Origin of the sequence: Flagellimonas allohymeniacidonis, from assembly GCF_004296335.1 — a bacterium.
Taxonomy (GTDB): domain Bacteria; phylum Bacteroidota; class Bacteroidia; order Flavobacteriales; family Flavobacteriaceae; genus Flagellimonas; species Flagellimonas allohymeniacidonis.
Map to the genome: position 1 here is coordinate 1,051,922 of NZ_SGIU01000002.1, position 21,642 is coordinate 1,073,563.

Genomic DNA, 21,642 nt, shown 5'->3' on the forward strand with positions numbered 1-21,642 from the left:
ACCCACAAAGTAAGGAATTATTTGGGTTGGGGGTTGGTGGGGTCATTCGATTTCATCACCCAATGAAAAAAGTTGGGTGTGGAGATTTTTGAAAAACTTGACCATATCGGAATCTACGGATCTGAATGTATCACTTACCACTTCTCCATCAGAAGACATTACCCATCCAAACCAAACTTCGTCTTCGCCCTGTTCAAATTCAATGACAATAAAGTTGATATATGGGCTGGCTTTCCCAGTAATATCACGGGCTCTATATCTCGTTGGGTCTATTGATTTGTTTTCTTTCAGTTTTTTCACCAGATCCTCCGCAAAAAATCTTCCTGCGTTTAGGACTACATCTCTGAAACGCACTCCTTTGTTTAGTGCTTCAATTCCTTTTTTTTCCCATATCCTGGCATCCTCGGCGTAGATTTTATTTTTATCGAGGGTTTCCGGATGGATTATCCTTGTGTTTAGAACAAGTTTGGCATTTTGAATTCTATGAGAAATAGTTTGCATACCTCTTAACCCGTCAAATCGTTCAACATTGAAGCCATTTACTAATTTCTTTTTTAAAGAACCAATTTGGTCCTCAACGGAGTCGGTATGGATTTTTAAAAAGCTTAATATCGAAACAAAAAAACTGGTAAGGGTAAAAAATATTGCCGAAAAGATTGAAAACATAGTTCTGTTAGATTCATCTGAAACTCCTAGCAGACTAAAAAGATTATTGCCAAATGCTAAGCTTAAAATTCCTAGCCCAACGCCAAGAACTAAAAGAAATATTGATGTTTTTTTACTTGTCATACTCTGTTAGAAAAGAAGCCGCCAACGGTCTTGGCAATGGTTTTTATGTTTTGTTCTATAATTTTTTAGTTAGGTCTATGCCGATAAATTTGGTCGAATTCAATTCCTTTATCTCTATTCTCAATTAATTTCCAATTCCATTTCAAATTGGTCAATGGTATTTTCCAATCCAAATAGAACTAGGGCATCCAATTTTTCTTTTAATCTGACATCTACATTATTCACCTTAATGGTTTCCGAAATGTTTCTTATCGCCGAAAAAAGCCTCTTCCAAGCACCTTTTTCTTCTGTTAGTACATCAAATTGTGCCAAATAGTTGAGGTCGGGGTCAATTACGAAAAAGGATTCTGGTTTTTGGTCATGCCATACCTGAAAGAACTTGCAGTTTCCCTCTAGCAATGATTCGTGCTGGTTCTCCCAAGAGTATAATTGTTGATTGGGCAGGCTGTCCCAATCAACATCTTTTAAATCCATTTCTCTTAGTTCAGATTGCAAAGAGGAACCCAGATCAAGCTTCCCGTTAAAACATTTATACTCCTTGCACCTGTTGAAACCAATACCGGTATACAAAAAAATTGCAATCTTGTTTTTTGTGATGACTTCCAGCTTGCTTTTTTCAACCCCCTTTTCGGCTAGGTCTGTGAGCGCATATTCATATATGGACTTGACGATTCTTTTGCCCCGATATTCGGGAATAACCCCTGTCCCCGTATTGAAGGCAATTAATTTTCCACCTCTTGTGTCAACCGCGTGTAGTATGAACCCGACCAATTTTTCTTTGTCGAACATCCCATAGGAGGAACTAAAATCTACTTTGGCAGCTTTCCATCTTTGTTGGTAATAGTCTTTATCGGTTGGCATTTTGACAAAATAGTCGTCAAATGCCTTTAGGAAGCAGTCTAAAATTGTTTCGAAGGGAGTGTCTGATAAATGCTTTACGAACATTTTTTTATGGTAAAGAAAGGGTTCGCCGGCTCCCCGCCCGTGGCGGGGCCGGATTGGCACCCATTGGCGTGGTTATGCGTGGTCTTATTGTTTATTATCACTTCTATACTTCTCCAGAACGGCCCTTAAATAAATTCCGGCTTCTTGGTTTAAGGCCTGATGATTATAGGTGTAACCGTGTTTTTCACAGTATTCCACAAATTTCCAATACTTTTCCGTGTTGAAGCCTAGAAGTTGATTGTAGCCGGGCAAGGTGTCAATTTTTTGGTTCTGTATTCTGTTATTTTTAACGGTGTACACAATCTTGAATTTTCGGTTTTTCCTTTTCAATGCAACATCAAGATAATTGGTGTTTTCCTCTAGGGTCGTAACCGTGTTGCTGTCAGACTTTATTTCCAGCAATTTAATTTGGGAGGCCATCTCCTTTCCCCATAGAATTCTATCTAACAATTGCGCTTGGTCTGCTATTTCTTTTGTGCCGTCGACAAAGGTTTCATGATAGGTTTCGGTTGTCAGGGCTTTCACTTGAGCAACATCGTAGTTGTTTCTAGCGGTGATAAACGATTTGACCAGCTCCTCATTTTTCGAAATGCCATTTGGGGCCAAAGCGCTTGTGCCGAGTATTAAAAAAACGAAAAGGGAAAATAACTTTAGGGCTTTGGTTTTCATGTTTGGTCAAATAACGTTTAAAAGCTTCAGCCGTGCTTTCTCTAAACTAGGGTTAGGGATAATGGCCGTTTATGAGCGGCACTCTATTTTATGATTACCAAGAACCTGGGTTAGAAGTTTTTTTGTTTCGTACTCAAGGCTCCAGCCAATTCTTTTGATGTACTATTGGTTGCTTCCCAACTCAATGCCGTGTTCAATAGTTCCAATTCCTCTGTTGTTTTCAGCTCTTACGGTTATAAGCCCGCCTCCTGAATAATCAGAATTGAATTGAATTGTGGCAACTGATTTGGCAACTGTACCATCGAACGTGTTTTCCACTGTCAAAATTTGCATGCTGCCGGATTCTATAGCCCATAAAAATTGAGAATTGGATACAACATCACCCTTGGAGAAAAATTTGGATGCAAATGTTATGACTTCATTGGGCGAAGCCAAATCAGTTCCATCCACACATATCGAGATTAACGTATTAGCCTCAATGGTTAGGTCACAGTCGGTAACACTTTTAGGGTTGATAGTTTGATTTTCACTATTATCTTCGTCGCTGGTGCAGGATGATAAGATTAATGCAAGGATTAAAATCCATGTAAATGGGGCTTTCATAGCTTTTTTGTTTTACCAATCTATACTTATAGGTATTAAAAGGGTTGCTTTAACATAAAGATATCCTTTTTTCGTGAATATGACTTAAGCTCTAGCGCTCCATATGCGAACTATACTTGTAGACCGATGGAGGGATTATCTACAAATGAATATCTGCTTTTCGGAATCATCTTGAAACGGCTCTTCTTTAAAACTGCCAAATTTGTGTACAATCGCAAAGCCGTTCACTTTGAGATAGGCATCGAGTTCGTGGGGAAAAAATAGCCGCATATCCAAATTTTGGGTGGAATCGAACGTGCCATTGATAAAATAATGCCATTCGATGCGATTAATCTGCGTTTTATTTTCATAGCGCATGTTCTGTTTGATCACGACCTCCCTGCCATCCTCGGTGGTGTACTCGGCAATTTGCATTTGTTCTTTCTCAGCTTCAACAACATATCGAATATCCGGATTAAAACAATCCAACAGAAACTGACCCCCTTCCTTAAGGTGTTTTTTTACCCCCCTCAACGCCTGAAATAAATCTTCATTTTTATACAAATGGTGGATGGAATTAAAGGGAATAAAAATGAGGTCGTATTTCTCGGGCAAATCCAAAGTTCTGATATCGGCTTCGATAAACTCGATGTCCAGTTCAGCTTTGGAAGCCTTTGCTCTGGCCTGTTTGAGCATGGAAGGGGTGAAATCCACCCCGCAAATGTCATATCCTTCCTTTGCGATGGGAATGGTAAGTCGACCGGTGCCACAACATAGCTCAAGTATACGGGCGCCCTTATTTTTGGGCAGCCACCGCTTGTAAAATTGCAAATCATTAAGATGGCCGTTCATGCCGTCATAAATGTTCGCGTCATAAATTAAATCGCCAACGGTGTACTTATCTTCCATGTTATCTTTCAAAATCTATTGATAGCTTAACCCATATTTTGTTGTCGTCCCAGGTAGTGAATCTCCGAGATAAAAAAGCTTATCTACATTTCGATTTTAACCCTGGTTTGGCATAGGTGGATAAGAGGCCATTGATAAGAGCAAAACCAACAAGAAGAATTCCAAAAAAGTAAGGGTAATTGGGGTCATTTTTAAAAAAATACGAAGCAACCAAAATCAGTACGGCCCAGATGATGGCGTTTATAAGGATTATTTTTTTCATATCTATGGGTAGCTGAATAAGAGAATAAGTTACAAAATAACGGTCTTATACAATCAATTGGTTTTCGCCCCGTGCGTTAGATGAATTTGGTCAGATAGCGTCAACTGCCGGATTTTTTCAATCGAATACATGGTCTTCATAATCTTTCCACCATTGCTCGATGTCAATTTTTGGCTTTCTACAAACGTAAAGTGGAATTCCGTTTTCTTCCCCAATGGCATATTTGTGCTCAATGATTTTCACCAGTTGAATATCTTCAAAAACATATTCCACAGATGGGGCTTCATTGCCCAAACTTATCCAAACATCGGCATCTTTATTATCATATCCCCAGCTCCAAAAACTTCCATGTCTGCTTATTGGATTGGGCAGGTTGTATTTCTTGCCCAAAATTTTAAGCGCTCCGGCCTCACCATAATTCTCTGCCCATAAAACACAATTATCTCTTTCTTTTGGGCTTAAAGATTGATAAACACTATCCACCAATTTCACCTGTTCTTCCCAACCAAACATGTCTGCGTAATCCCCTGTCAGTTCTATTCGCCCATTCTTCTCTTGGAGACCCTTGTATTCAACATATTTTTCAATGGGCAATAGGGGCGTAGCTTCCGGAACAAAATAGAGCATGGGCAACAATACCGTTGCGGCAGTTAGGTAGGTAAAAACGGGTCTTTTTCTGAAGAGATTGTCGATGGCAACGGCGCCTGCGGCAAATACCACCGGATATAACGCAAACACATAATAGGTTTTTGCTTTCAATAGCCACAGGGTCATAAATATGACCAACGAAGCTATGCCTATGCTCCTGTACTTCTTTAAGGCGTTACTGAACAGCAGTCCAATTATGCCACAAGCGAACATGATGAATGGCGGCGTGACTTCTAATTGTTCCCATAGGAATGCCAAAGTGCTTATTTCCTCTAGTTGGCTTTCGTTCAAGCGTTGCAAATGCCTTAAAAGCGGGAAATCATGTTGGATTTGCCAGATAATATTGGGCAAGAAAATCAACAGTGAAATGAATCCGGAAATGTAAAGCCATTTGTTTTTAAACAGATTTCCCTTTTTATAAAAGAACAGACCTACGAACAGACCGAACGCCCAAACTAGCATGGTGTACTTGTTCATTAAGCCCAACCCCAAGGTTATTCCCAACAAAATCAGAAATTTTTTGTGCTCGGTGTTTATGAATTTGATGCCAAAATAAAAGCCGAGCGTCCAAAATAATTGGTCGAACGCCACAGGCTGAAACAAGGTGTGGTTTCTGTAAAATGGGATGAATGCCAGGATACAAATACCGGCAAGCAAAATGGCTTTTGACTTTCCACCGAACTCCTTGGCCATTAAACAACACAATATCAGAATGGCAATACCGGCAAGGGTCGGGAAAAGCCTCATACCCAGAAGAGAATAACCGAAAAGTTCATAAGCTATTTTTCCAATCACACCTATAAGTGGAGGAAATTCCATGAAGCCCCAATCCAAATGCTCACTAACCGATAGATGAAGCAACTCGTCACGATGGAATCCATAATTCCGATTTCCAAACCATTGAACCAATAGTTTGAAAAGGGATAGAACCAGGATTAGCGGCAAATATTTTCTCATTCGGTTTTCAATTGGTTAGCAAAGGTTTTGGCACTCATTCCCGTCCGAGACGAATTGGCATTGGCAACCCGTTTTTATTGCATTGCTTTCACAGGCCTCTTTTTATACAATTCGATGGCTTTTAAGTAATTTAAGGCACCTTTCATACTTAAATCATTGATAAACCCATCCAGTTCAGGATGGTTGCTTTTTGTCCATTCAACTAGGGAGTCCCTTTCCTTTTGCCATATTTCCCAATTGGCATCACCGCAATCCAGGTTTTCAATTTTGTGTATTCTCCCAGATTTAAAATGAAACCTATGTTTGCAGGTCAGGGGATTGTTTTTCAAAAATTCAAAACGTGATGAACTCACGGATACTGTGGCAACAACTTCTTCATCCTGGTTTTCCAACAAGAGCACTTTGTATACTGGCTTAAAGACCGAATCCCATTTGAAATGTCCATAATAACTCTCTGGCGTGAAGGGCATTGTATAGTACCCCTCTTTAATGGTGAGACTATCCGAGATGGTACTTTTTATCTGACCGTAATTAGAGTTTTTAAAGCCTTCATAGTATTTGGATACCTGATTGTAATTCGCACTTTTTTTATCAGCACAACCGGCCATTACAATCAAGATGAAAATGAAAATAATTTTCCTCATTACTTTATTAGCTTGTAGGTGACGGTCTAGTGGATTAGCAGTAGCGTATTTTCTACGAATACTTTGAAGATTGCAATGTACTTTTTTTAAACGAAAAACGATTTGAGTGCCAACTCGAACCGCTATTGCTTTACACATTGTTGTAATGTGTTTTGAGTATTTCATCGATAGCCTTTACTACAGTCTCAGCATTTTCCTTGCTAAAGCACAAGGCTGGCTTTGTCTTAATGACATTGTCAAAAGGACCGTCCGTACTAACTAATATGTGCCTTCTTCTCAATTCATTCTTTATGTGGTTTGCTAAGGCTGTATCAGGGATTTTAGAGTCATCCTTGACTATTTCACATCCAATAAATAATCCTGAGCCTCTAACATCTCCAATGCAAGGATATTTTGGCATTAGATTTTTTAGCAATGCCATATAATGATTGCCCACTTTTTTTGCGTTCTCTTGCAGTTTCTCTTCTTCAATCACATCCAATACTGCCGACGCAATAGAACAAGACACAGGATTTCCGCCAAATGAGCTAAAAAACTCCACCCCTCTTTCAAAAGAAGAAGCAATCTGGTCTGTACAAACTACGGCACCCATTGGATGACCATTTGCTATTGGTTTACCAAGAATAACCATATCGGGCACTACACCGTGTGCTTCAAACCCCCAAAAGTACTCGCCAAGCCGTCCAAAACCTGTCTGTACCTCATCACTTATACAAACACCTCCTTGAGCCTTGATTGCTGGATATACTTCTCTTAAATATCCCTTAGCTAGAGGAATTTGACCGGCACAGCCAACAACAGGCTCACTTATAAATGCCGAAATGGGAACACCACAATTCTTGATTTGGGTCACGGCGTCGGTCCCATACAGCTTTCCTGCATTTGGATTATTTTTTTCATACTTCCCTCTATAGGTGTCGGGCAAAGGGGTCTTTATAATGTGTTGTTTTTGGCCCTGCCCTTTCGGATTGCTGAATTTGTAATCACTGATATCAATGGATGTTTGTGTATTCCCGTGATACCCCAGTTCCATTACCATTATGTGGGTTGATTCTGTATGGTTATTGGCCATTCTTATCGCTAGGTCACTCGCGGCACTTCCAGAATTCACAAAAAGCACTTTGTTCAATGGAGGGGGGAAATAACCTAATAACTTTTCGGCATACGCGGCTAATTCTTCATATAGATATCTTGTATTGGTATTCAGTTTCGCCATTTGCTTTTTGCCCGCATTAACAACTTTCGGGTGGGAATGACCTACGTGCGGAATGTTGTTATAAGCATCCAAAAAAGTGTTCCCTGAGGCATCATACATATATTGAAAAGCAGACCGAACCATATGAATAGGTTCCTTATAACTCAATGATAAGATAGGACTGATATGTTTGAGCCTTTTCTTTATAACTTGGTCAAATGAGGTTGGTTCCAACGGTGGAAAGTTTGCTGCTTTTCTAAACTCATTTTCCGCTTTGAGTGGGTTAATGGCAAGCCAGCGGTGTATCATTTTCCAGGCTGACTTCTCACTTACCGATGCATAAGCATTGTTTGGGTCTGCCTTACGCGCATAAGCGGAATTACAGACACTCGTGCAAAGTCTTGCAGCTATCAAGTAGTAAAGAATTCGTAATTCTTTTTCTTCCAAAGGAAGAATTTTGTGGTATGCTTTCACAATAACGGGAGCCCAATCCAGCGGATTCTCCTTATCATAACATGCGTAAGTTATGGCAATGGCAAGCTCATTGATAAGAAATGTATGTGCTAAATCTCCAAAATCAATAATTCCTGAAATTTCTTCATCCTTAACAAGAACATTCCACTCATTGGCATCATTATGAATGATTTGCTTTCTCAACACTGGAATGACAGGCCTGACAATTTCTTCAAACTGACCAAAAAAATAATGAACTACCTTTCTGTCTTTTGGATTTGGAATATCATTGATATATTTTTTATTTAAATCTAGGTATTGAATATCCCACTCCCATTCCCTAGCTTGGATGGCGTAGTTGTTGAGATTTTTTAATTTCAAATCTAATTTCGCCAGAAATGTACCCAAGGACTCAAATAATGCATTGGTGTGTTCAACGTCTCCTAAAAACCTCCCATCTAAAAAAGAGAGCATTCGACAGAGTGCTTTCTGGTTATCAGTCACCACCGTTTTTACGTGCGACTGGTCTTTGAATGGTATTGGCTTGGGAATTTGTGAATCAAATTCATCTTGCAAGTACAAAAGAACTTCGTTTTCAGCGAGAACGATATCTCTCAACGATTCTGAATAGTTGTAGGTCTTGTAGATGAAGTTACTTTCGGCTGTAGAAATACGATAGTTACTATTATCATAGCCATCGAGTCTCTTTTCGTCGAGGATTTTGATCCCAAATTCTTTTTCTATAAAAGCACAGCTAAATGACGCCATGTTATATTTGGTTTATTTTCAAAAGCACCACAACGGTCTCGACCATGATTTGAGGCGGTGTTCGAAAGCGTTAGATTTCCAGCCAAGGCAAATCTAGCCGTTGATGGTTTCCAAATTTCAAGTTAACGAAAAGCAGCTATAAATTATAGCAATTGTTATGAGCAGTTTTTTATCAATGGTTTGCGGAGTCATTAAATTGCCACAGCACATTGACCAGTTGCCATTTTCCGTTCAGTTTTACAATGTGCATGTAGTCTATCCAGTCGTCTGCAATAAGTTTTACAGAAGCGGTCCTATCAAAAATATCCAATATGACCACTTCTTTTTTTGGATTCTCTGGAAATCTGTCCCCAGCTACATTATAGGTTTCCGCAAGTAACACCATGGCATCGGTAAAGGTTTCTCTCAAATATTCCTTTCCCGTTTTTTTATTCGTCCAAAACGTTCTTTTGACCATTCTTGGATGGGCAGCACGTTCAAATTGTTCTGGTTTCGCATTATGTTGTGATTCAATATAATCCAATGCGACTTGTTTGATGGCAAGTGAGTCCTCTTGGGTTTGCCCTTGAACGGAACAAGTAAAAAACACCAAGGAAATAAGCGAAATTGGAAGAATAATGGATAGTTTCATTGTCGTGCAGAAGCTTTAGATGATGTTCAAATTTGACAAAAAAGGTAAGTATATCAACCACAAAATCACGGACAATTGTGAAGGATTTAAGACGGGAGCCTACTCAAATAGGTGAGGGTTTAGCACAATAGGTGGAATTCCGAGCAATTATTTCGATTTGGGATAAAAAAGGGTAATAAAATGGTCCACCAAGGCCGCTTGTTCTTGGTTGGTTTGATGCAGAAAGGCATTTTTTCGGGAGTAGGCCCGAACAAAAAGGTCAAACTTTACACGAAATACCATCTTTTGGGTTTCTTCATCCCCATCTTTAGCAATACGGGTCAGTTTTGCCACCTCCTTTTCCCACCAGCCAAAGTTCACCTTGTTGGGATTTTCCAAGTCGGTCTGCAGTTGTTTTACCAATTTGCCTATCAGCTTTCGTTCTGTTTGGAGGGCGCCCTCAAGAGAAGCCAGCTGTTTTTTATGGACAGGGGAGCTTAAGAGTTCTTTTTGGACCGTCTCAAGACTATCCAAGGGTAACAAGCCTGCGTAATCTTCCAACATTCGTTCGTACTGCTCTGCAAGGAGTAATTTGTTTTCTCCCTGCGACAATGCTTCAAGGATTTTTACATCTGCTTGATAGTAGGGACGAACAGCCACTTTGGTTAAGGGCCGGGTTGTTATTACTTTTTGCAGATACAGCCAATCAAAGGCCCTTTCAATCTGTTCGGATGGTGGCCATTGGTGTTCCCCATCATAGGTGATAAGCGTGCTTTTCAACTCCATCAAACTCAGGAATTCTTTGTTTTTCACCATTTCCTTGTAGTTCATGTCCCGGTCACCGCAAAGACCTACATAAGCATATTTTTGAATGGAGGGTGTATGCCCTGGCACTCCCGAGAAACCCGCACCACAACCAATAACTCCTGCAAATTGGTCGGTAAGCGTGGCTATGGCAGCCGCCAATCGTGCTCCTCCGGAAAACCCCGAAACGTACATCTCATCTTCCTTTATGGAAAAATGGGTGAAAATATGGTTGAAGAGTGCATTGGCTATTTTAAAATTACGTTCATAAGGTGCATTTCTTGAATTATTCGAACACACCAAAATATGGCCTCGTTTTTCGGAAGTGGCAATAAAGGGCTGAATACCAATAGCACCTCGTGCCGCAGGCTCAAAAATAAAAACTATCGGGCTTAGACCTTGTGGGTCATAAGAGCTGGGCAGATAAAGAGCAAAGGTCTCATCGGTAGTGCCAGAGACCCTAATAGAATCTAGTACGACCCCCTTTTTTAAATCAGTTTGGGCTTTTGTACTAGTAAAACCTCCAAAGCTGATACATAGGAGAAGGAGGAAAATCCGCATGGAGCTTATTGCAGCAATTGATTGTACCTACCGCTATCTTTTAAAAGGCCTTGGGCGACTAAAATGGCCCCATCGTTTTTCAGATAGTAATCATAAAGTCCTTCACGGTAGAAAAAACGCTTTACGATTTCATCCTCCAAGCTCTTTTGTATTTCTTTTTGAAAGGTATCCAAAGCCGAGAACTTGCCTCGATTGAGCGCCAACAATAGGTCCTTGTACTTATCCTGTACCTCCTGGCCCAACAAGTGCTCTTCCCTGTTGATGGATTCCTCCAGCAGCTCTTCCGTTTTGGTCCGGAAGGTAAAACCCTCTTGTTGCGCAAAGTTTTTAAAGGCAACGTAGTCGGTTTGGGTAAATTGGAAATCCTCCACGGAACCAAACGTATGATCATAATAATAATCCGTCGCAAAATCGAACACCATATAATTGCTCTCCAAGGCATCGAGCAGGGTATTGGACTTAAGGGTTTCAATCTCAATATCGGGCATTACACCGCCACCATCTTGTACTTTTCTACCATTTCGCGTGGTAAACTCACTAAATTTTGTGTTTCGAACTGCATTGCCCTCCTGGTCACGATTCCAATAGTCCAAAGATTGGATACAACGACCCGATGGGGTATAATATCTCGAAATGGTGACCTTAAGTTGGGTGCCATACGTAAGCTTTAGCGGTCTCTGCACCAATCCTTTTCCAAAACTACGGGCTCCGACAATAACAGCCCTGTCCAAATCTTGGAGTCCTCCAGAAACAATTTCACTGGCAGAAGCACTGCTCCCATCTATCAGAACGACCAACGGAATATTTAAATCCTCAGGTTGGTTTTTGGTACGATAGGATTGATTGAATTTTTTCACTTTTGACTTTGTAGTCACGATGAGCTCGCCTTTGGGCACAAACAAATTGGTGACATTGATGGCTTCTGAAAGAAGTCCACCAGGATTGCCCCTTAAATCGAGAACCATGCGCTTCATTCCCTTCCCCTTGAGGTCTTGCATGGCCAGTTTTGTTTGGCTCGATGCTTTTCGATTGAAGCGGGCCAATACAACATACCCTGTTTGGTCATCGATCATTTCATAATAGGGAACAGCATCCACTTCAACACCTTCTCTTTCCAGCGTGGCCGTTTTGGTCTCTCCTTGACGAACAAAGGTGACATTAACGCTAGTGCCGTTGGCGCCTTTTAAAAGCTCACTGGCATTATCATCAAAATCGGCGACCAAGGTCTCCCCAATTTTAATGATTTCGTCCCCCGCTTTGAGCCCAGCCTTATCTGCTGGATATCCTTTGTAAGGCTCTACAATCAGCAATTTGCTTTCGTAGGAGCGAACCAAGGCCCCAATGCCCGAATATTCCCCTGCATTATTGATTCTGTATGATTCAACGTCTTGCTCATTCATAAACCGGGTATAAGGATCAAGTTCATCCAACATGTTTTTAATGGCGGAATCCATAAGTTCTGCTGGGTTGGTCTCATCCACGTAATTCATGTTGAGTTCCTTAAAGAGGGTCGTGAAGATTTCAATCTGCTTGGCAATTTCGAAGAAATCATTTTTAAAACCACTTCCTATCACCAAAAAAAGGACAGCGATTACAGGAATAACGATTTGTTTTTTAAACATTTTTTTCATGGGACTCTTTTTTAAGGAAGTCTTGCAAAAGCTGCTTCATGGCTTGTTCAACCTCCAAATAAACCGGCACCTTGTTACCAAGATATAAAAATAGGAACGCAAAGTTTCCCTCTATGTTGTTAAAAACCATGGGTTTGTTGCGGCGATAGGCCTCGCGTACCATGCGTTTGATACGGTTTCGTTGCACGGCTTGCTTAAACTTTCGTTTTGGGGCGGTAACGGCCACTTTAATGGGTGCTTTATCTATGGAATTGAGCCGAACATACCTCAGCTGTAAAGGGAATGCCCGAATTTGGGCACCTTCATTAAAAAGCTGTTCAAATACCCTTTTATGGGTGAGCTTTTCCCCTTTGGGAAAGGAGTGGCTCTGAGGTGATTCGCTCATATTCTTTGAAACTTGTCCCCTCAAGGGGAACAATCGACGGTAAAAACCAAATCTACTTAAGGTTTGGCCTGGTACACATTGTTTTCACCATTTACATCAGCCATTAGCTGTGAAGGGTCCAAAACCAAGGCTTGAATATTATCAAACGACTGATCTATAACGAATTCATAAGTGGAGTACGCCCAAGCCCAATCATCTAAAACGGTTCTTTGAAGCTGTGCATACGGATTTTCTTTTTCTCCTCGCATCATTTGCAAGGGAACATAAAAAGTTTCTTGCGTACCGTCGGCTTTGACCAGTAAAATATCCAAAGGCATCGGCATAAGGCCAATGCGCTCCAACACGACTTTGGTTTTGTCTCCTTCGGAAGCCACACTCTTTATGCCATAATCAATAGTATTTGTGGTGGCGGTCCAGTCGGTCAAATACCAATCCAACTGCATGCCCGAAACCTTTTCGGCGGTTCGTTTGATGTCGTTTGGTACAGGATGCTTAAACTTGAAGTCGTCATAATATTTTCTGATGGTTTCCATCAGTTTATCTTGTCCGATCACATACCCCAATTGAGACAAAAAGATGGCACCTTTGCTATAGGCCGCAACACCATAGGCGAAGTTCGTTGCATAACGATCAGCATGGGTAGTCTGGGGCAACTCTAGACCAGAATTGACCAAGGCATAATAGCCCTTGTAGGAACCCTCAAAAGGGTTTTCCTTGTTTTGCTCCATAATTTGGTTCATGCATAGGCTGCTAATGAAAGAGGTGAACCCTTCATCCATCCACTCGTATTTGGCCTCATCGGTAGCCAAAACATGCTGAAACCAAGAGTGTGCCATCTCATGAACCATAACCCCGACCAGACTTGAAAACTGACGTCGGCCTGTGATCAAGGTGCTCATGGCATATTCCATTCCACCATCACCACCCTGCACTACGGAATACTGCTCGTAGGGGTACTTTCCTATATTGGTATTGAAAAAGCGCATGGCTGCTTCTGTTTTGGGCTGAAGATTTTTCCAATTTTCCAGAAGTTCCTCCTCGTTCTTGTAAAAGAAATGCAGGGTAGGGCCATCTTCCATTTCCACCATGTCGTGGATATAATCAGGATCTGCGGCCCACATGAAATCGTGTACATTGGGGGCGACAAAATGCCAGGTCAAGGCTTTGCCCTTGGTTTTTACTTTGGTTCCTGAGGTTTCATACCCATGACCAATTTCTTGCGGATTCTGTAGATATCCAGACCCTCCTACCACATAGTCTTTGTCCAAGGTTAACTTCACATCGAAATTTCCCCAAACGCCATGGAATTCACGTGCGATATAAGGATTGGGGTGCCAACCTTCAAAGTCATATTCCGAAAGTTTTGGATACCACTGGCTCATGGAAAGGGCAACACCCTCACTACTGTTACGACCTGATCTTCGAACCTGAAGAGGCACCTGACCCTCAAAGGTCATGTCCAAGGTTGTTTTTGCGCCTGGTGCAATTGGATTTGGCAAATCCACCACTAAAATAGTACCCTCTTCTTGGAATTCCACGGGCACGCCATCTTGTGTAAGGGAAGTGGCGTGCAGATAACCCATCTCACTTTCAGAAAGTTTGGAAATTCTGCTTTCCCCATTTTCCATCATTCGTTTATCAGGATCCTTAATAGTCTGAAGACGAATATCCATTTCACTGCCGGGCTGAAAGGCATTGTAATATAAATGATAAAAAACACGATTTAAGGTGTCAGGTGAATTGTTGGTATAGACCAATTTTTGGGTTCCACCATATTTATAGGTCTCCACATCCATGTTCACATTCATGGTGTAGTCAACATGCTGTTGCCAATACCCTTCACCTGTTTGGGCATTTGCACATAAGGTGCCCGCAATGATCCAGGCAAAATAAAATAGTACTCTCTTCATCTTATTTTGTATTTGAAGCTAATGTTTTCTTCCCTTTGGAAATATTATCGGCCAGTAAAAGAGCATTGAACGCATTGGCCATTTTGCCCGATTTGGAGATTTGATCAAAAGTGGTGCCCTTTTCTGCATCTCCAGAAACAATAACGGACGCCTTGGTCTTTAACCCAGATTCAATTAAGATTTGCTTTACCTGAGGAGCCGATAGTTCTGGGTAAAATGAACGAATCAAGGCTGCTATTCCCGCAACAGCAGGTGCGGCCATGGATGTTCCTCCTTGAAAATCATAAGTGTTGTTGGGGAGGGTGGAATAAATACCTGCACCGGGAGCGAAAATATCCACATTTTGCTTTCCGTAGTTGGAGAAATTGGCTACCATTTGGGATCCATAGTTTTCAGTAAGGGCACCTACCGTGATAACATTATTGGAAAACTCAGCCCCAGAATATTTGTGATCATTGGGATAATTGGGATTTTCAACCTTGTCCAGGTCATCTCCATCATTACCCGCAGCATGGACGATCAAAACGTCCTTTGAAGCAGCATACTTGATAGCATCGTATACCCATTCTGCATTGGGTGAAAACGATTTTCCAAAGCTGCAGTTGATAATTTTGGCCCCGTTGTCCGTAGCATAGCGAATGGCGAGTGCAATGTCTTTGTCGTATTCATCCCCATTCGGAACTGCCCTAAGGCTCATGATTTCCACATTGGTGGCAACCCCGTTGACTCCCTTTCCATTATTACGTTCGGCGGCTATGATTCCTGCGACGTGGGTGCCATGGCTTTCACTATCCACCCGATTTTTAGGATTCCCATTACCGTAGGACCGATCATTGAAATTATAAGGATCATCGCCAACAACTGTTCTCCCGTTGAAATCCTTGTTCAGGTTGTAATTAACTTGTTCGGAGAAGTACTCAATACCTTCGTTAAGCTCATCAATAACCGATGGAATATCGTCGCCATAGGCAAACATTTGGTTCAATATGGCAATGCTCTGCTCCATTTTTTCGGTCTTGGCCTCAATGCCCATTAATTCCTTTTTGGTATAGATGTTTTTGCCCAATTCTTTTTGAACGGCTTCATCCGCTCCTTTGACCACTTGCAATATTTGCTCGTATTGTTGTTTGTTCTGAAGTGCTTTTGGATATTCTTCATCCAACTTTAATCGCGCCTTGGCGCGGGCAGAGGCATCACCAACGTTCAAGCGAAGCATTCTCACGTATTCCAACTGCTCGTTGTAGGCTTCACCTAAAAAGTTATACCCATGGATGTCGTCCACATAACCATTGCCATCGTCATCTTTGCCATTGTTTGGACGTTCTCCTTTGTTGGTCCACAAAACATCATCCAGATCTTCATGCTCTAAATCAATGCCTGAATCCACCACGGCTACAATCACCTTTTTACCCCTTCTATTTTTAATAATCTGGGCGTAGGCTTTGTCAACACTCATGCCAGGAATGGTATCTGAGATGAGGTCGGCATGCCCCCAGGTTTTTTTCTGGGCTTCAGTCAACTCTGAAACCTTTAATGGAACCTTATCGATGTTCGCGACAGGGGTTGAGACGAGAGTGGTTGCCCCGCAGCCCATTAGTAGAAAGGATAGCGATAGTAAGCCGAAGTGTAATTTAGTATATGATTTCATCATGAATATGAATTTATAATTCTATAAAACTACGTTAACTGTTGAATATTTCGTTGAAGGTGAACACTTCGTCCAAGCGAACACCCTTTTCGGTTTGTCTTAAGGTGCAAAGTTGATTGTGGGCATCGTGCTCGAAGAAAAGAATTATCTCCTTTTCAACAACATTCTCCAAAAAAAGTTTTTTCTCTTTTAAGGTAAGTAGGGGGCGGGTATCATAACCCATTACGTAAGGTAAGGGAATATGGCCAACCGTCGGTACTAAGTCTGCCACAAAAACCAAAGTTTTTCCTTTATGGTTGATAAAAGGGAGCATTTGTTTCTCAGTATGGCCGTCCACAAAGAGGATATCGAACCCCAATTCGGAGTTTTGAAGGAACTGCGAATCCTTTTTTTGAACGAAGTGGAGCTGGCCACTTTCTTGCATAGGTAGAAGATTCTCTTTCAGAAAAGAGGCTTTCTCCCTTGCGTTAGGACTTATGGCCCAATCCCAATGCGCTTGGTTTGTCCAAAAACGGGCATTTTTAAAGGCAGGCTCGTATCCGGTTCTATCTGAATTCCACTGAACACTACCACCGCAATGGTCAAAGTGTAAATGGGTCATGAACACATCCGTAATATCATCCCTATGGAAACCCAACTGATTCAGGGAAGCATCCAAAGAATGGTCACCCCACTGGTAATAGTAACTGAAAAATTTCTCAGATTGCTTGTTTCCCATGCCCGAATCAATCAAAATGAGGCGTTGTCCATCTTCTATCAAGAGACAACGTGCGGCCAAATCAATCATGTTATTGGCATCGGCAGGATTTGTTCTATTCCAAATAGATTTAGGGACTACACCAAACATCGCCCCTCCATCCAACTTAAAATTTCCTGTCTCAACGGGATAAATCGTCATTAAAAAAGTAAAATGACACGCAAAATAAGAAAAGCGCAACGTATTGACCCTAAAATGAGCGGATTATTGAGCCTTTTTTAACAAAACACAAATTGCGATGCACTGAAGTACCGCTTAAGGGAGGATTGGCCCCAATGGGCGAAAACTTTGGAAGAAAAGTCCTATTTTAACCAAAAATTGATGCATGCTCGAACTTGCGGGAATCATTATTCTGGGGATTATTGCCCAATGGATGGCTTGGAGATTAAAATTGCCTGCCATTTTACCACTTATTTTAATTGGACTTCTTGTAGGACCCATAGCTACATTGTACACGGAAGATGGGTCAAAATTGATAGAGCCTATTTGGAATGGCGAAAAGGGTCTTTTTCCAGGAGATGGACTTTACTACTTTGTTTCCCTAGCCATTAGTATCATCCTTTTCGAGGGGGGCTTGACCTTGAAGCGCGCAGAAATAGCCAACGTGGGCCCCGTGATTACAAAATTGATTACTGTTGGTACGGTGGTCACCTTTTTTGGAGCTGGGGTTTCAGCGCATTATATCTTTGGACTTTCATGGAAAATCTCTTTTCTTTTTTCCGCTTTGATCATTGTAACAGGGCCTACCGTAATTACGCCGATTCTTAGAAACATTCCTCTTAAAAAAGACCTTTCCACAGTTTTAAAATGGGAAGGAATATTGATAGACCCCATTGGAGCCTTGGTTGCTGTATTGGTGTTTGAGTTCATCAGTGTTGGGGAGGGACAGGCATTTACCAAAACAGCGTTGATCGAGTTTGGGAAAATCTTGTTGTTCGGCACCACCTTCGGATTCACCTTTGCACATGCACTGGCATTTGCCATAAAAAGAAATTTTATTCCCCATTATTTATTGAATGTAGTGTCACTTTCCGTGGTACTACTGGTTTTTGTGGAATCTGATGTATTCGCCCATGAGTCCGGCCTGCTCGCTGTTGTGGTAATGGGTATGGTTATGGGCAATATGAATCTACCCAACTTAAAAGAACTTCTTTATTTTAAAGAATCTTTGAGTGTTCTCTTGATTTCCATTCTTTTTATTCTTCTCGCTGCCAATATCAATATCAGCGATATGATTTTAATCTACAAGTGGGATACAGTGGCACTTTTTGCAGTAATTGTTTTTGTGATTCGCCCCATTGGCGTTTTTCTTAGTGCGCAAGGATCAGACTTGAAATTCAACGAAAAACTGTTTATTGGCTGGGTCGGTCCGAGAGGTATTGTTGCGGCCGGTATTGCGTCGCTCTTTGGCTCCAAACTTTTGGCCAAGGAAGAGCCCGGTGCAGAATATATAACCCCTTTGGTATTCATGATTGTGCTGGGCACGGTATTGCTCAATGCGACAACCGCTCGATTTTTTGCGAAGATTATAGGTGTCTTCCTAACAAAGTCCGAGGGAATCTTGATTATTGGCGCCTCCAAAGCATCGCGATTGATTGGAAACTACCTTAAAAAGAACAACCGGCATGTTGTCCTTATCGATAACAATCAAAACAATGTGGAAAAGGCAAAAAAATTGGGCCTTGAAGCCATTACGGCCAATATTTATGCGGATACCCTGACCGATAATATCGAATTGAATGATGTGGGCTATTTGATCGCGATGACGGGCAACACGGAAATCAATCAGTTTGCGATTGATAAATTGCAAAAACAGTTTGGAGAGAATGGGGCATTTCGATTGCCAAGTACTGAAGAGATAAATCATCCTGAAAACCTTCCCGAGAATGGGCTTTTTTCAGCATCATATGACTTTATTAGACTAACCGAAATTTCGGAAAAACACCCAAGTATCCACGAAGTGGAAATTGAGGATAAGGAACACTACGAAGCTCTTATTGAAATCAGTAGAACCGATCATGAGGTTATGCCGATCTTTCTTAAAGATTTGAGTGGTGATCTAAAGATCATCCCGGAAATGAGCAAGGAAATTGGAGACATCAAGAAAGGCTACAAATTGGCGTATTTGGGCAAATCCCTTGAAGTCGAAAAGCAAACTTCTTAAAAAAAAGCACGATTCGCTTTCCACCCTGAGCGCTCAGAAAGCTGCCCCTACAACATATTCTGCGCATTACACAACAAGATTTGGTTCGAGAACAATTTGAGGCGCTCTTTTGTAGTTGAATAAACCTCAACTTAAACTACTTTAGAAATTATGAGAAAAATAATTTTCAGCCTTGCCCTAATAGCCTCGGTTTCCTTCGTCGGATGTTCAAGTGATGATGGAGAAGAACTTGACACAAGAAGCTGTGACCTTTTAGGTCTTGTGCCTGCTACTTTTGTAGATAATGGTGACGGAACAGCGACGGTAACGATTGATGGAGAATCGGAAAACTTCGACTTGGAAGGTACCGACTTCAATACCTTTGCCGACCAAATATGTAGCGGTGACCTCGAATTGGATTTTGGACTTTAAACCAAACTAACCAACAACAAAAGGGGCTTTCTTACAGGTTAAGGGAGCCCCTTAATCATTTAGCTTAAGAACAGCCATAAATGCTTGCTGGGGAATCTCAACATTACCCACCTGTCGCATACGTTTTTTTCCTTTCTTCTGTTTTTCGAGCAGTTTCCGTTTTCTAGAAATATCTCCACCGTAACATTTGGCGGTAACATCTTTACGTAGGGCTTTGATAGTTTCCCTTGAAATAATTTTTGAACCAATTGCCGCTTGAATTGGAATATCGAACTGCTGCCTTGGAATGAGCTCCTTCAATTTTTCACACATTTTTTTGCCAATGGTGTGTGCATTATCAAAATGAACCAGTGCAGATAGGGCATCAACAGGTTGTGAATTCAGCAGGATATCGACACGAACCAATTTTGAGGTCCGCATGCCTATTGGCGAATAATCAAATGAAGCGTACCCCTTGGACACGGTTTTCAAACGGTCGTAAAAGTCAAACACAATTTCGGCCAACGGCATGTCGAAAATAAGTTCTACCCGCTCAGTGGTCAAATAGGTCTGGTTGATAATCTGTCCCCTTTTTTCAATACAAAGGGACATCACGTTACCCACGAAATCCGATTTTGTGATGATAGTGGCCTTGATATAAGGTTCCTCAACCCGCTCAAGAGTAGAAGGGTCAGGCAAATCGGAAGGATTGTTCACAATAACGACATCCTCTGGATTTTTTGTGGTGAAAGCGTGGTAACTAACATTGGGAACTGTAGTGATTACCGTCATGTTGAACTCTCGCTCCAGCCGTTCTTGGATAATTTCCATGTGAAGCATGCCCAAAAATCCACAGCGAAACCCAAAACCAAGGGCTGCACTGCTTTCTGGAGTAAAAACAAGGGAAGCATCATTCAATTGAAGCTTTTCCATTGAAGAACGAAGTTCTTCAAAATCTTCGGTGTCCACAGGATAAATTCCCGCAAAAACCATAGGTTTTACATCTTCAAAACCTTCAATGGCATTTTGGGTCGGTTTATGGGCGTCCGTAATGGTGTCACCCACTTTTACTTCTCGCGCATCTTTTATACCTGTGATGAGGTAACCCACATCTCCTGCGGAAATTTTGTTCTTTGGGATTTGATTGAGCTTTAACGTCCCTATTTCATCCGCAAAATAGTCCTTGCCCGTGGCTACGAACTTTATCTTTTGTCCCTTTTTAATTTCTCCATTGACCACCCTAAAATAGGTTTCAACGCCTCTGAAGGGATTATATACCGAATCAAAAACCAAGGCCTGCAAAGGTTCCTCTGGATTTCCTTTCGGAGCAGGTACGCGCTCGATTATGGCTTCAAGAATTTCCTCGATTCCAATTCCGGTTTTGGCACTGGCAGGAATGACCTCCTCGGGATCGCATCCCAAAAGATCAACAATATCGTCGGTCACCTCTTCGGGACTTGCACTGGGAAGGTCAACTTTATTGAGTATCGGAATAATCTCCAAATCATTTTCCAAGGCCAGATAGAGGTTTGAAATTGTCTGTGCCTGAATGCTTTGTGCAGCATCTACAACCAATAAGGCGCCCTCGCAAGCAGCAATGGAACGGGAAACTTCGTATGAAAAGTCCACATGACCGGGTGTATCGATAAGGTTTAGAATGTAGGTCTCACCTTTGTAGGTATACTCCATTTGAATCGCATGGCTTTTGATAGTGATGCCTCTTTCACGCTCCAAATCCATATTATCCAAAAGCTGATCTTGCTTCTCACGGTCGGTAACGGATCCGGTAAAATCCAGTAAACGATCGGCCAAGGTACTTTTCCCATGATCTATATGGGCGATTATGCAAAAATTCCGAATCTTTTTCATATCAACTAACGCACTTCAAATGCCTTTCAACACAGTGCAAATATAGGTGTTTTAAATACCTGTATCGGTCTTTTTTGTGATTAAGGGGAAAC

The 21,642-nt window shown here is 41.5% G+C and carries 19 protein-coding genes; 2 read left to right on the forward strand and 17 right to left on the reverse strand.

Features of this window, described 5'->3' with window-relative positions:
* Positions 1–42 precede the first annotated feature (42 nt).
* The 16 genes from EW142_RS13140 to EW142_RS13215 form a co-directional block, all read right to left on the reverse strand.
* The gene (locus tag EW142_RS13140) at positions 43–789 is read right to left on the reverse strand and encodes a hypothetical protein (RefSeq protein WP_130614556.1); all 747 of its coding nucleotides are present in this window, start codon (positions 787–789) and stop codon (positions 43–45) included.
* A gap of 120 nt (positions 790–909) precedes the next feature.
* Positions 910–1,734 (reverse strand): GNAT family N-acetyltransferase, encoded by an 825-nt coding sequence (locus EW142_RS13145; RefSeq protein ID WP_130614558.1) that lies wholly within the window; start codon positions 1,732–1,734, stop codon positions 910–912.
* An 84-nt stretch (positions 1,735–1,818) separates the two neighbouring features.
* Positions 1,819–2,403, reverse strand: a complete 585-nt coding sequence (locus tag EW142_RS13150; RefSeq protein WP_130614560.1) for a hypothetical protein — start codon at positions 2,401–2,403, stop codon at positions 1,819–1,821.
* Positions 2,404–2,565: 162 nt separating this feature from the next.
* Positions 2,566–3,006, reverse strand: coding sequence for a hypothetical protein (locus EW142_RS13155; protein ID WP_130614562.1), 441 nt, complete (start codon positions 3,004–3,006; stop codon positions 2,566–2,568).
* 135 nt (positions 3,007–3,141) lie between these two features.
* A complete protein-coding gene (locus tag EW142_RS13160; RefSeq protein WP_240740215.1) occupies positions 3,142–3,906 on the reverse strand; it encodes a class I SAM-dependent methyltransferase in 765 nt (254 codons plus the stop codon).
* A 67-nt stretch (positions 3,907–3,973) separates the two neighbouring features.
* Positions 3,974–4,156: a hypothetical protein gene (locus EW142_RS13165; RefSeq protein WP_130614566.1), complete on the reverse strand. Its 183-nt coding sequence runs from the start codon at positions 4,154–4,156 to the stop codon at positions 3,974–3,976.
* A gap of 117 nt (positions 4,157–4,273) precedes the next feature.
* A complete protein-coding gene (locus EW142_RS13170; protein WP_130614568.1) occupies positions 4,274–5,761 on the reverse strand; it encodes an ArnT family glycosyltransferase in 1,488 nt (495 codons plus the stop codon).
* A 74-nt stretch (positions 5,762–5,835) separates the two neighbouring features.
* Entirely contained in the window at positions 5,836–6,405 is a 570-nt protein-coding gene (locus EW142_RS13175) for a hypothetical protein (protein ID WP_130614570.1), read from the reverse strand.
* A 130-nt stretch (positions 6,406–6,535) separates the two neighbouring features.
* Positions 6,536–8,821, reverse strand: a complete 2,286-nt coding sequence (locus EW142_RS13180) for an aminotransferase class III-fold pyridoxal phosphate-dependent enzyme (RefSeq protein ID WP_130614572.1) — start codon at positions 8,819–8,821, stop codon at positions 6,536–6,538.
* A 172-nt stretch (positions 8,822–8,993) separates the two neighbouring features.
* On the reverse strand, positions 8,994–9,452 hold the full coding sequence (locus tag EW142_RS13185) for a nuclear transport factor 2 family protein (RefSeq protein ID WP_130614574.1): 459 nt from the start codon (positions 9,450–9,452) through the stop codon (positions 8,994–8,996).
* Between the two features lie 147 nt (positions 9,453–9,599).
* Positions 9,600–10,796, reverse strand: coding sequence for an alpha/beta hydrolase (locus EW142_RS13190; protein ID WP_130614576.1), 1,197 nt, complete (start codon positions 10,794–10,796; stop codon positions 9,600–9,602).
* Positions 10,797–10,801: 5 nt separating this feature from the next.
* The gene (locus EW142_RS13195) at positions 10,802–12,427 is read right to left on the reverse strand and encodes a S41 family peptidase (RefSeq protein WP_130614577.1); all 1,626 of its coding nucleotides are present in this window, start codon (positions 12,425–12,427) and stop codon (positions 10,802–10,804) included.
* Positions 12,411–12,812, reverse strand: a complete 402-nt coding sequence (gene rnpA, locus EW142_RS13200) for a ribonuclease P protein component (protein WP_130614579.1) — start codon at positions 12,810–12,812, stop codon at positions 12,411–12,413. Before rnpA ends, EW142_RS13195 begins: the two co-directional genes overlap by 17 nt.
* Positions 12,813–12,868: 56 nt before the next feature.
* Complete coding sequence (locus EW142_RS13205) at positions 12,869–14,722, reverse strand: M1 family metallopeptidase (protein WP_130614580.1); 1,854 nt, start codon at positions 14,720–14,722, stop codon at positions 12,869–12,871.
* Between the two features lies 1 nt (position 14,723).
* Entirely contained in the window at positions 14,724–16,370 is a 1,647-nt protein-coding gene (locus EW142_RS13210) for a S8 family peptidase (RefSeq protein ID WP_470295071.1), read from the reverse strand.
* 34 nt (positions 16,371–16,404) lie between these two features.
* On the reverse strand, positions 16,405–17,268 hold the full coding sequence (locus tag EW142_RS13215) for an MBL fold metallo-hydrolase (RefSeq protein WP_130614584.1): 864 nt from the start codon (positions 17,266–17,268) through the stop codon (positions 16,405–16,407).
* A gap of 184 nt (positions 17,269–17,452) precedes the next feature.
* Between EW142_RS13215 and EW142_RS13220 the strand changes: the two genes are divergently transcribed.
* Entirely contained in the window at positions 17,453–19,291 is a 1,839-nt protein-coding gene (locus EW142_RS13220; protein WP_130614585.1) for a cation:proton antiporter, read from the forward strand.
* Between the two features lie 150 nt (positions 19,292–19,441).
* Positions 19,442–19,702 carry a hypothetical protein gene (locus EW142_RS13225; protein ID WP_130614587.1) on the forward strand — a complete coding sequence of 87 codons (261 nt, stop codon included), beginning with the start codon at positions 19,442–19,444 and terminating at the stop codon, positions 19,700–19,702.
* Positions 19,703–19,753: 51 nt separating this feature from the next.
* Here EW142_RS13225 and lepA read toward each other — a convergent pair whose 3' ends face one another.
* A complete protein-coding gene (gene lepA, locus EW142_RS13230; protein ID WP_130614589.1) occupies positions 19,754–21,550 on the reverse strand; it encodes a translation elongation factor 4 in 1,797 nt (598 codons plus the stop codon).
* Positions 21,551–21,642: the final 92 nt, after the last annotated feature.

Bases quoted from the DNA above. Each gene is read 5' to 3' on its own strand.
- EW142_RS13195 (WP_130614577.1), bottom strand. From the start codon at position 12,427: ATGAAAAAAATGTTTAAAAAACAAATCGTTATTCCTGTAATCGCTGTC.
- EW142_RS13150 (WP_130614560.1), bottom strand. From the start codon at position 2,403: ATGAAAACCAAAGCCCTAAAGTTATTTTCCCTTTTCGTTTTTTTAATA.
- EW142_RS13185 (WP_130614574.1), bottom strand. From the start codon at position 9,452: ATGAAACTATCCATTATTCTTCCAATTTCGCTTATTTCCTTGGTGTTT.
- EW142_RS13175 (WP_130614570.1), bottom strand. From the start codon at position 6,405: ATGAGGAAAATTATTTTCATTTTCATCTTGATTGTAATGGCCGGTTGT.
- lepA (WP_130614589.1), bottom strand. From the start codon at position 21,550: ATGAAAAAGATTCGGAATTTTTGCATAATCGCCCATATAGATCATGGG.
- EW142_RS13210 (WP_470295071.1), bottom strand. From the start codon at position 16,370: ATGAAATCATATACTAAATTACACTTCGGCTTACTATCGCTATCCTTT.
- EW142_RS13205 (WP_130614580.1), bottom strand. From the start codon at position 14,722: ATGAAGAGAGTACTATTTTATTTTGCCTGGATCATTGCGGGCACCTTA.
- EW142_RS13165 (WP_130614566.1), bottom strand. From the start codon at position 4,156: ATGAAAAAAATAATCCTTATAAACGCCATCATCTGGGCCGTACTGATT.
- EW142_RS13180 (WP_130614572.1), bottom strand. From the start codon at position 8,821: ATGGCGTCATTTAGCTGTGCTTTTATAGAAAAAGAATTTGGGATCAAA.
- EW142_RS13140 (WP_130614556.1), bottom strand. From the start codon at position 789: ATGACAAGTAAAAAAACATCAATATTTCTTTTAGTTCTTGGCGTTGGG.
- rnpA (WP_130614579.1), bottom strand. From the start codon at position 12,812: ATGAGCGAATCACCTCAGAGCCACTCCTTTCCCAAAGGGGAAAAGCTC.
- EW142_RS13225 (WP_130614587.1), top strand. From the start codon at position 19,442: ATGAGAAAAATAATTTTCAGCCTTGCCCTAATAGCCTCGGTTTCCTTC.
- EW142_RS13190 (WP_130614576.1), bottom strand. From the start codon at position 10,796: ATGCGGATTTTCCTCCTTCTCCTATGTATCAGCTTTGGAGGTTTTACT.
- EW142_RS13215 (WP_130614584.1), bottom strand. From the start codon at position 17,268: ATGACGATTTATCCCGTTGAGACAGGAAATTTTAAGTTGGATGGAGGG.
- EW142_RS13145 (WP_130614558.1), bottom strand. From the start codon at position 1,734: ATGTTCGTAAAGCATTTATCAGACACTCCCTTCGAAACAATTTTAGAC.
- EW142_RS13170 (WP_130614568.1), bottom strand. From the start codon at position 5,761: ATGAGAAAATATTTGCCGCTAATCCTGGTTCTATCCCTTTTCAAACTA.
- EW142_RS13220 (WP_130614585.1), top strand. From the start codon at position 17,453: ATGCTCGAACTTGCGGGAATCATTATTCTGGGGATTATTGCCCAATGG.
- EW142_RS13155 (WP_130614562.1), bottom strand. From the start codon at position 3,006: ATGAAAGCCCCATTTACATGGATTTTAATCCTTGCATTAATCTTATCA.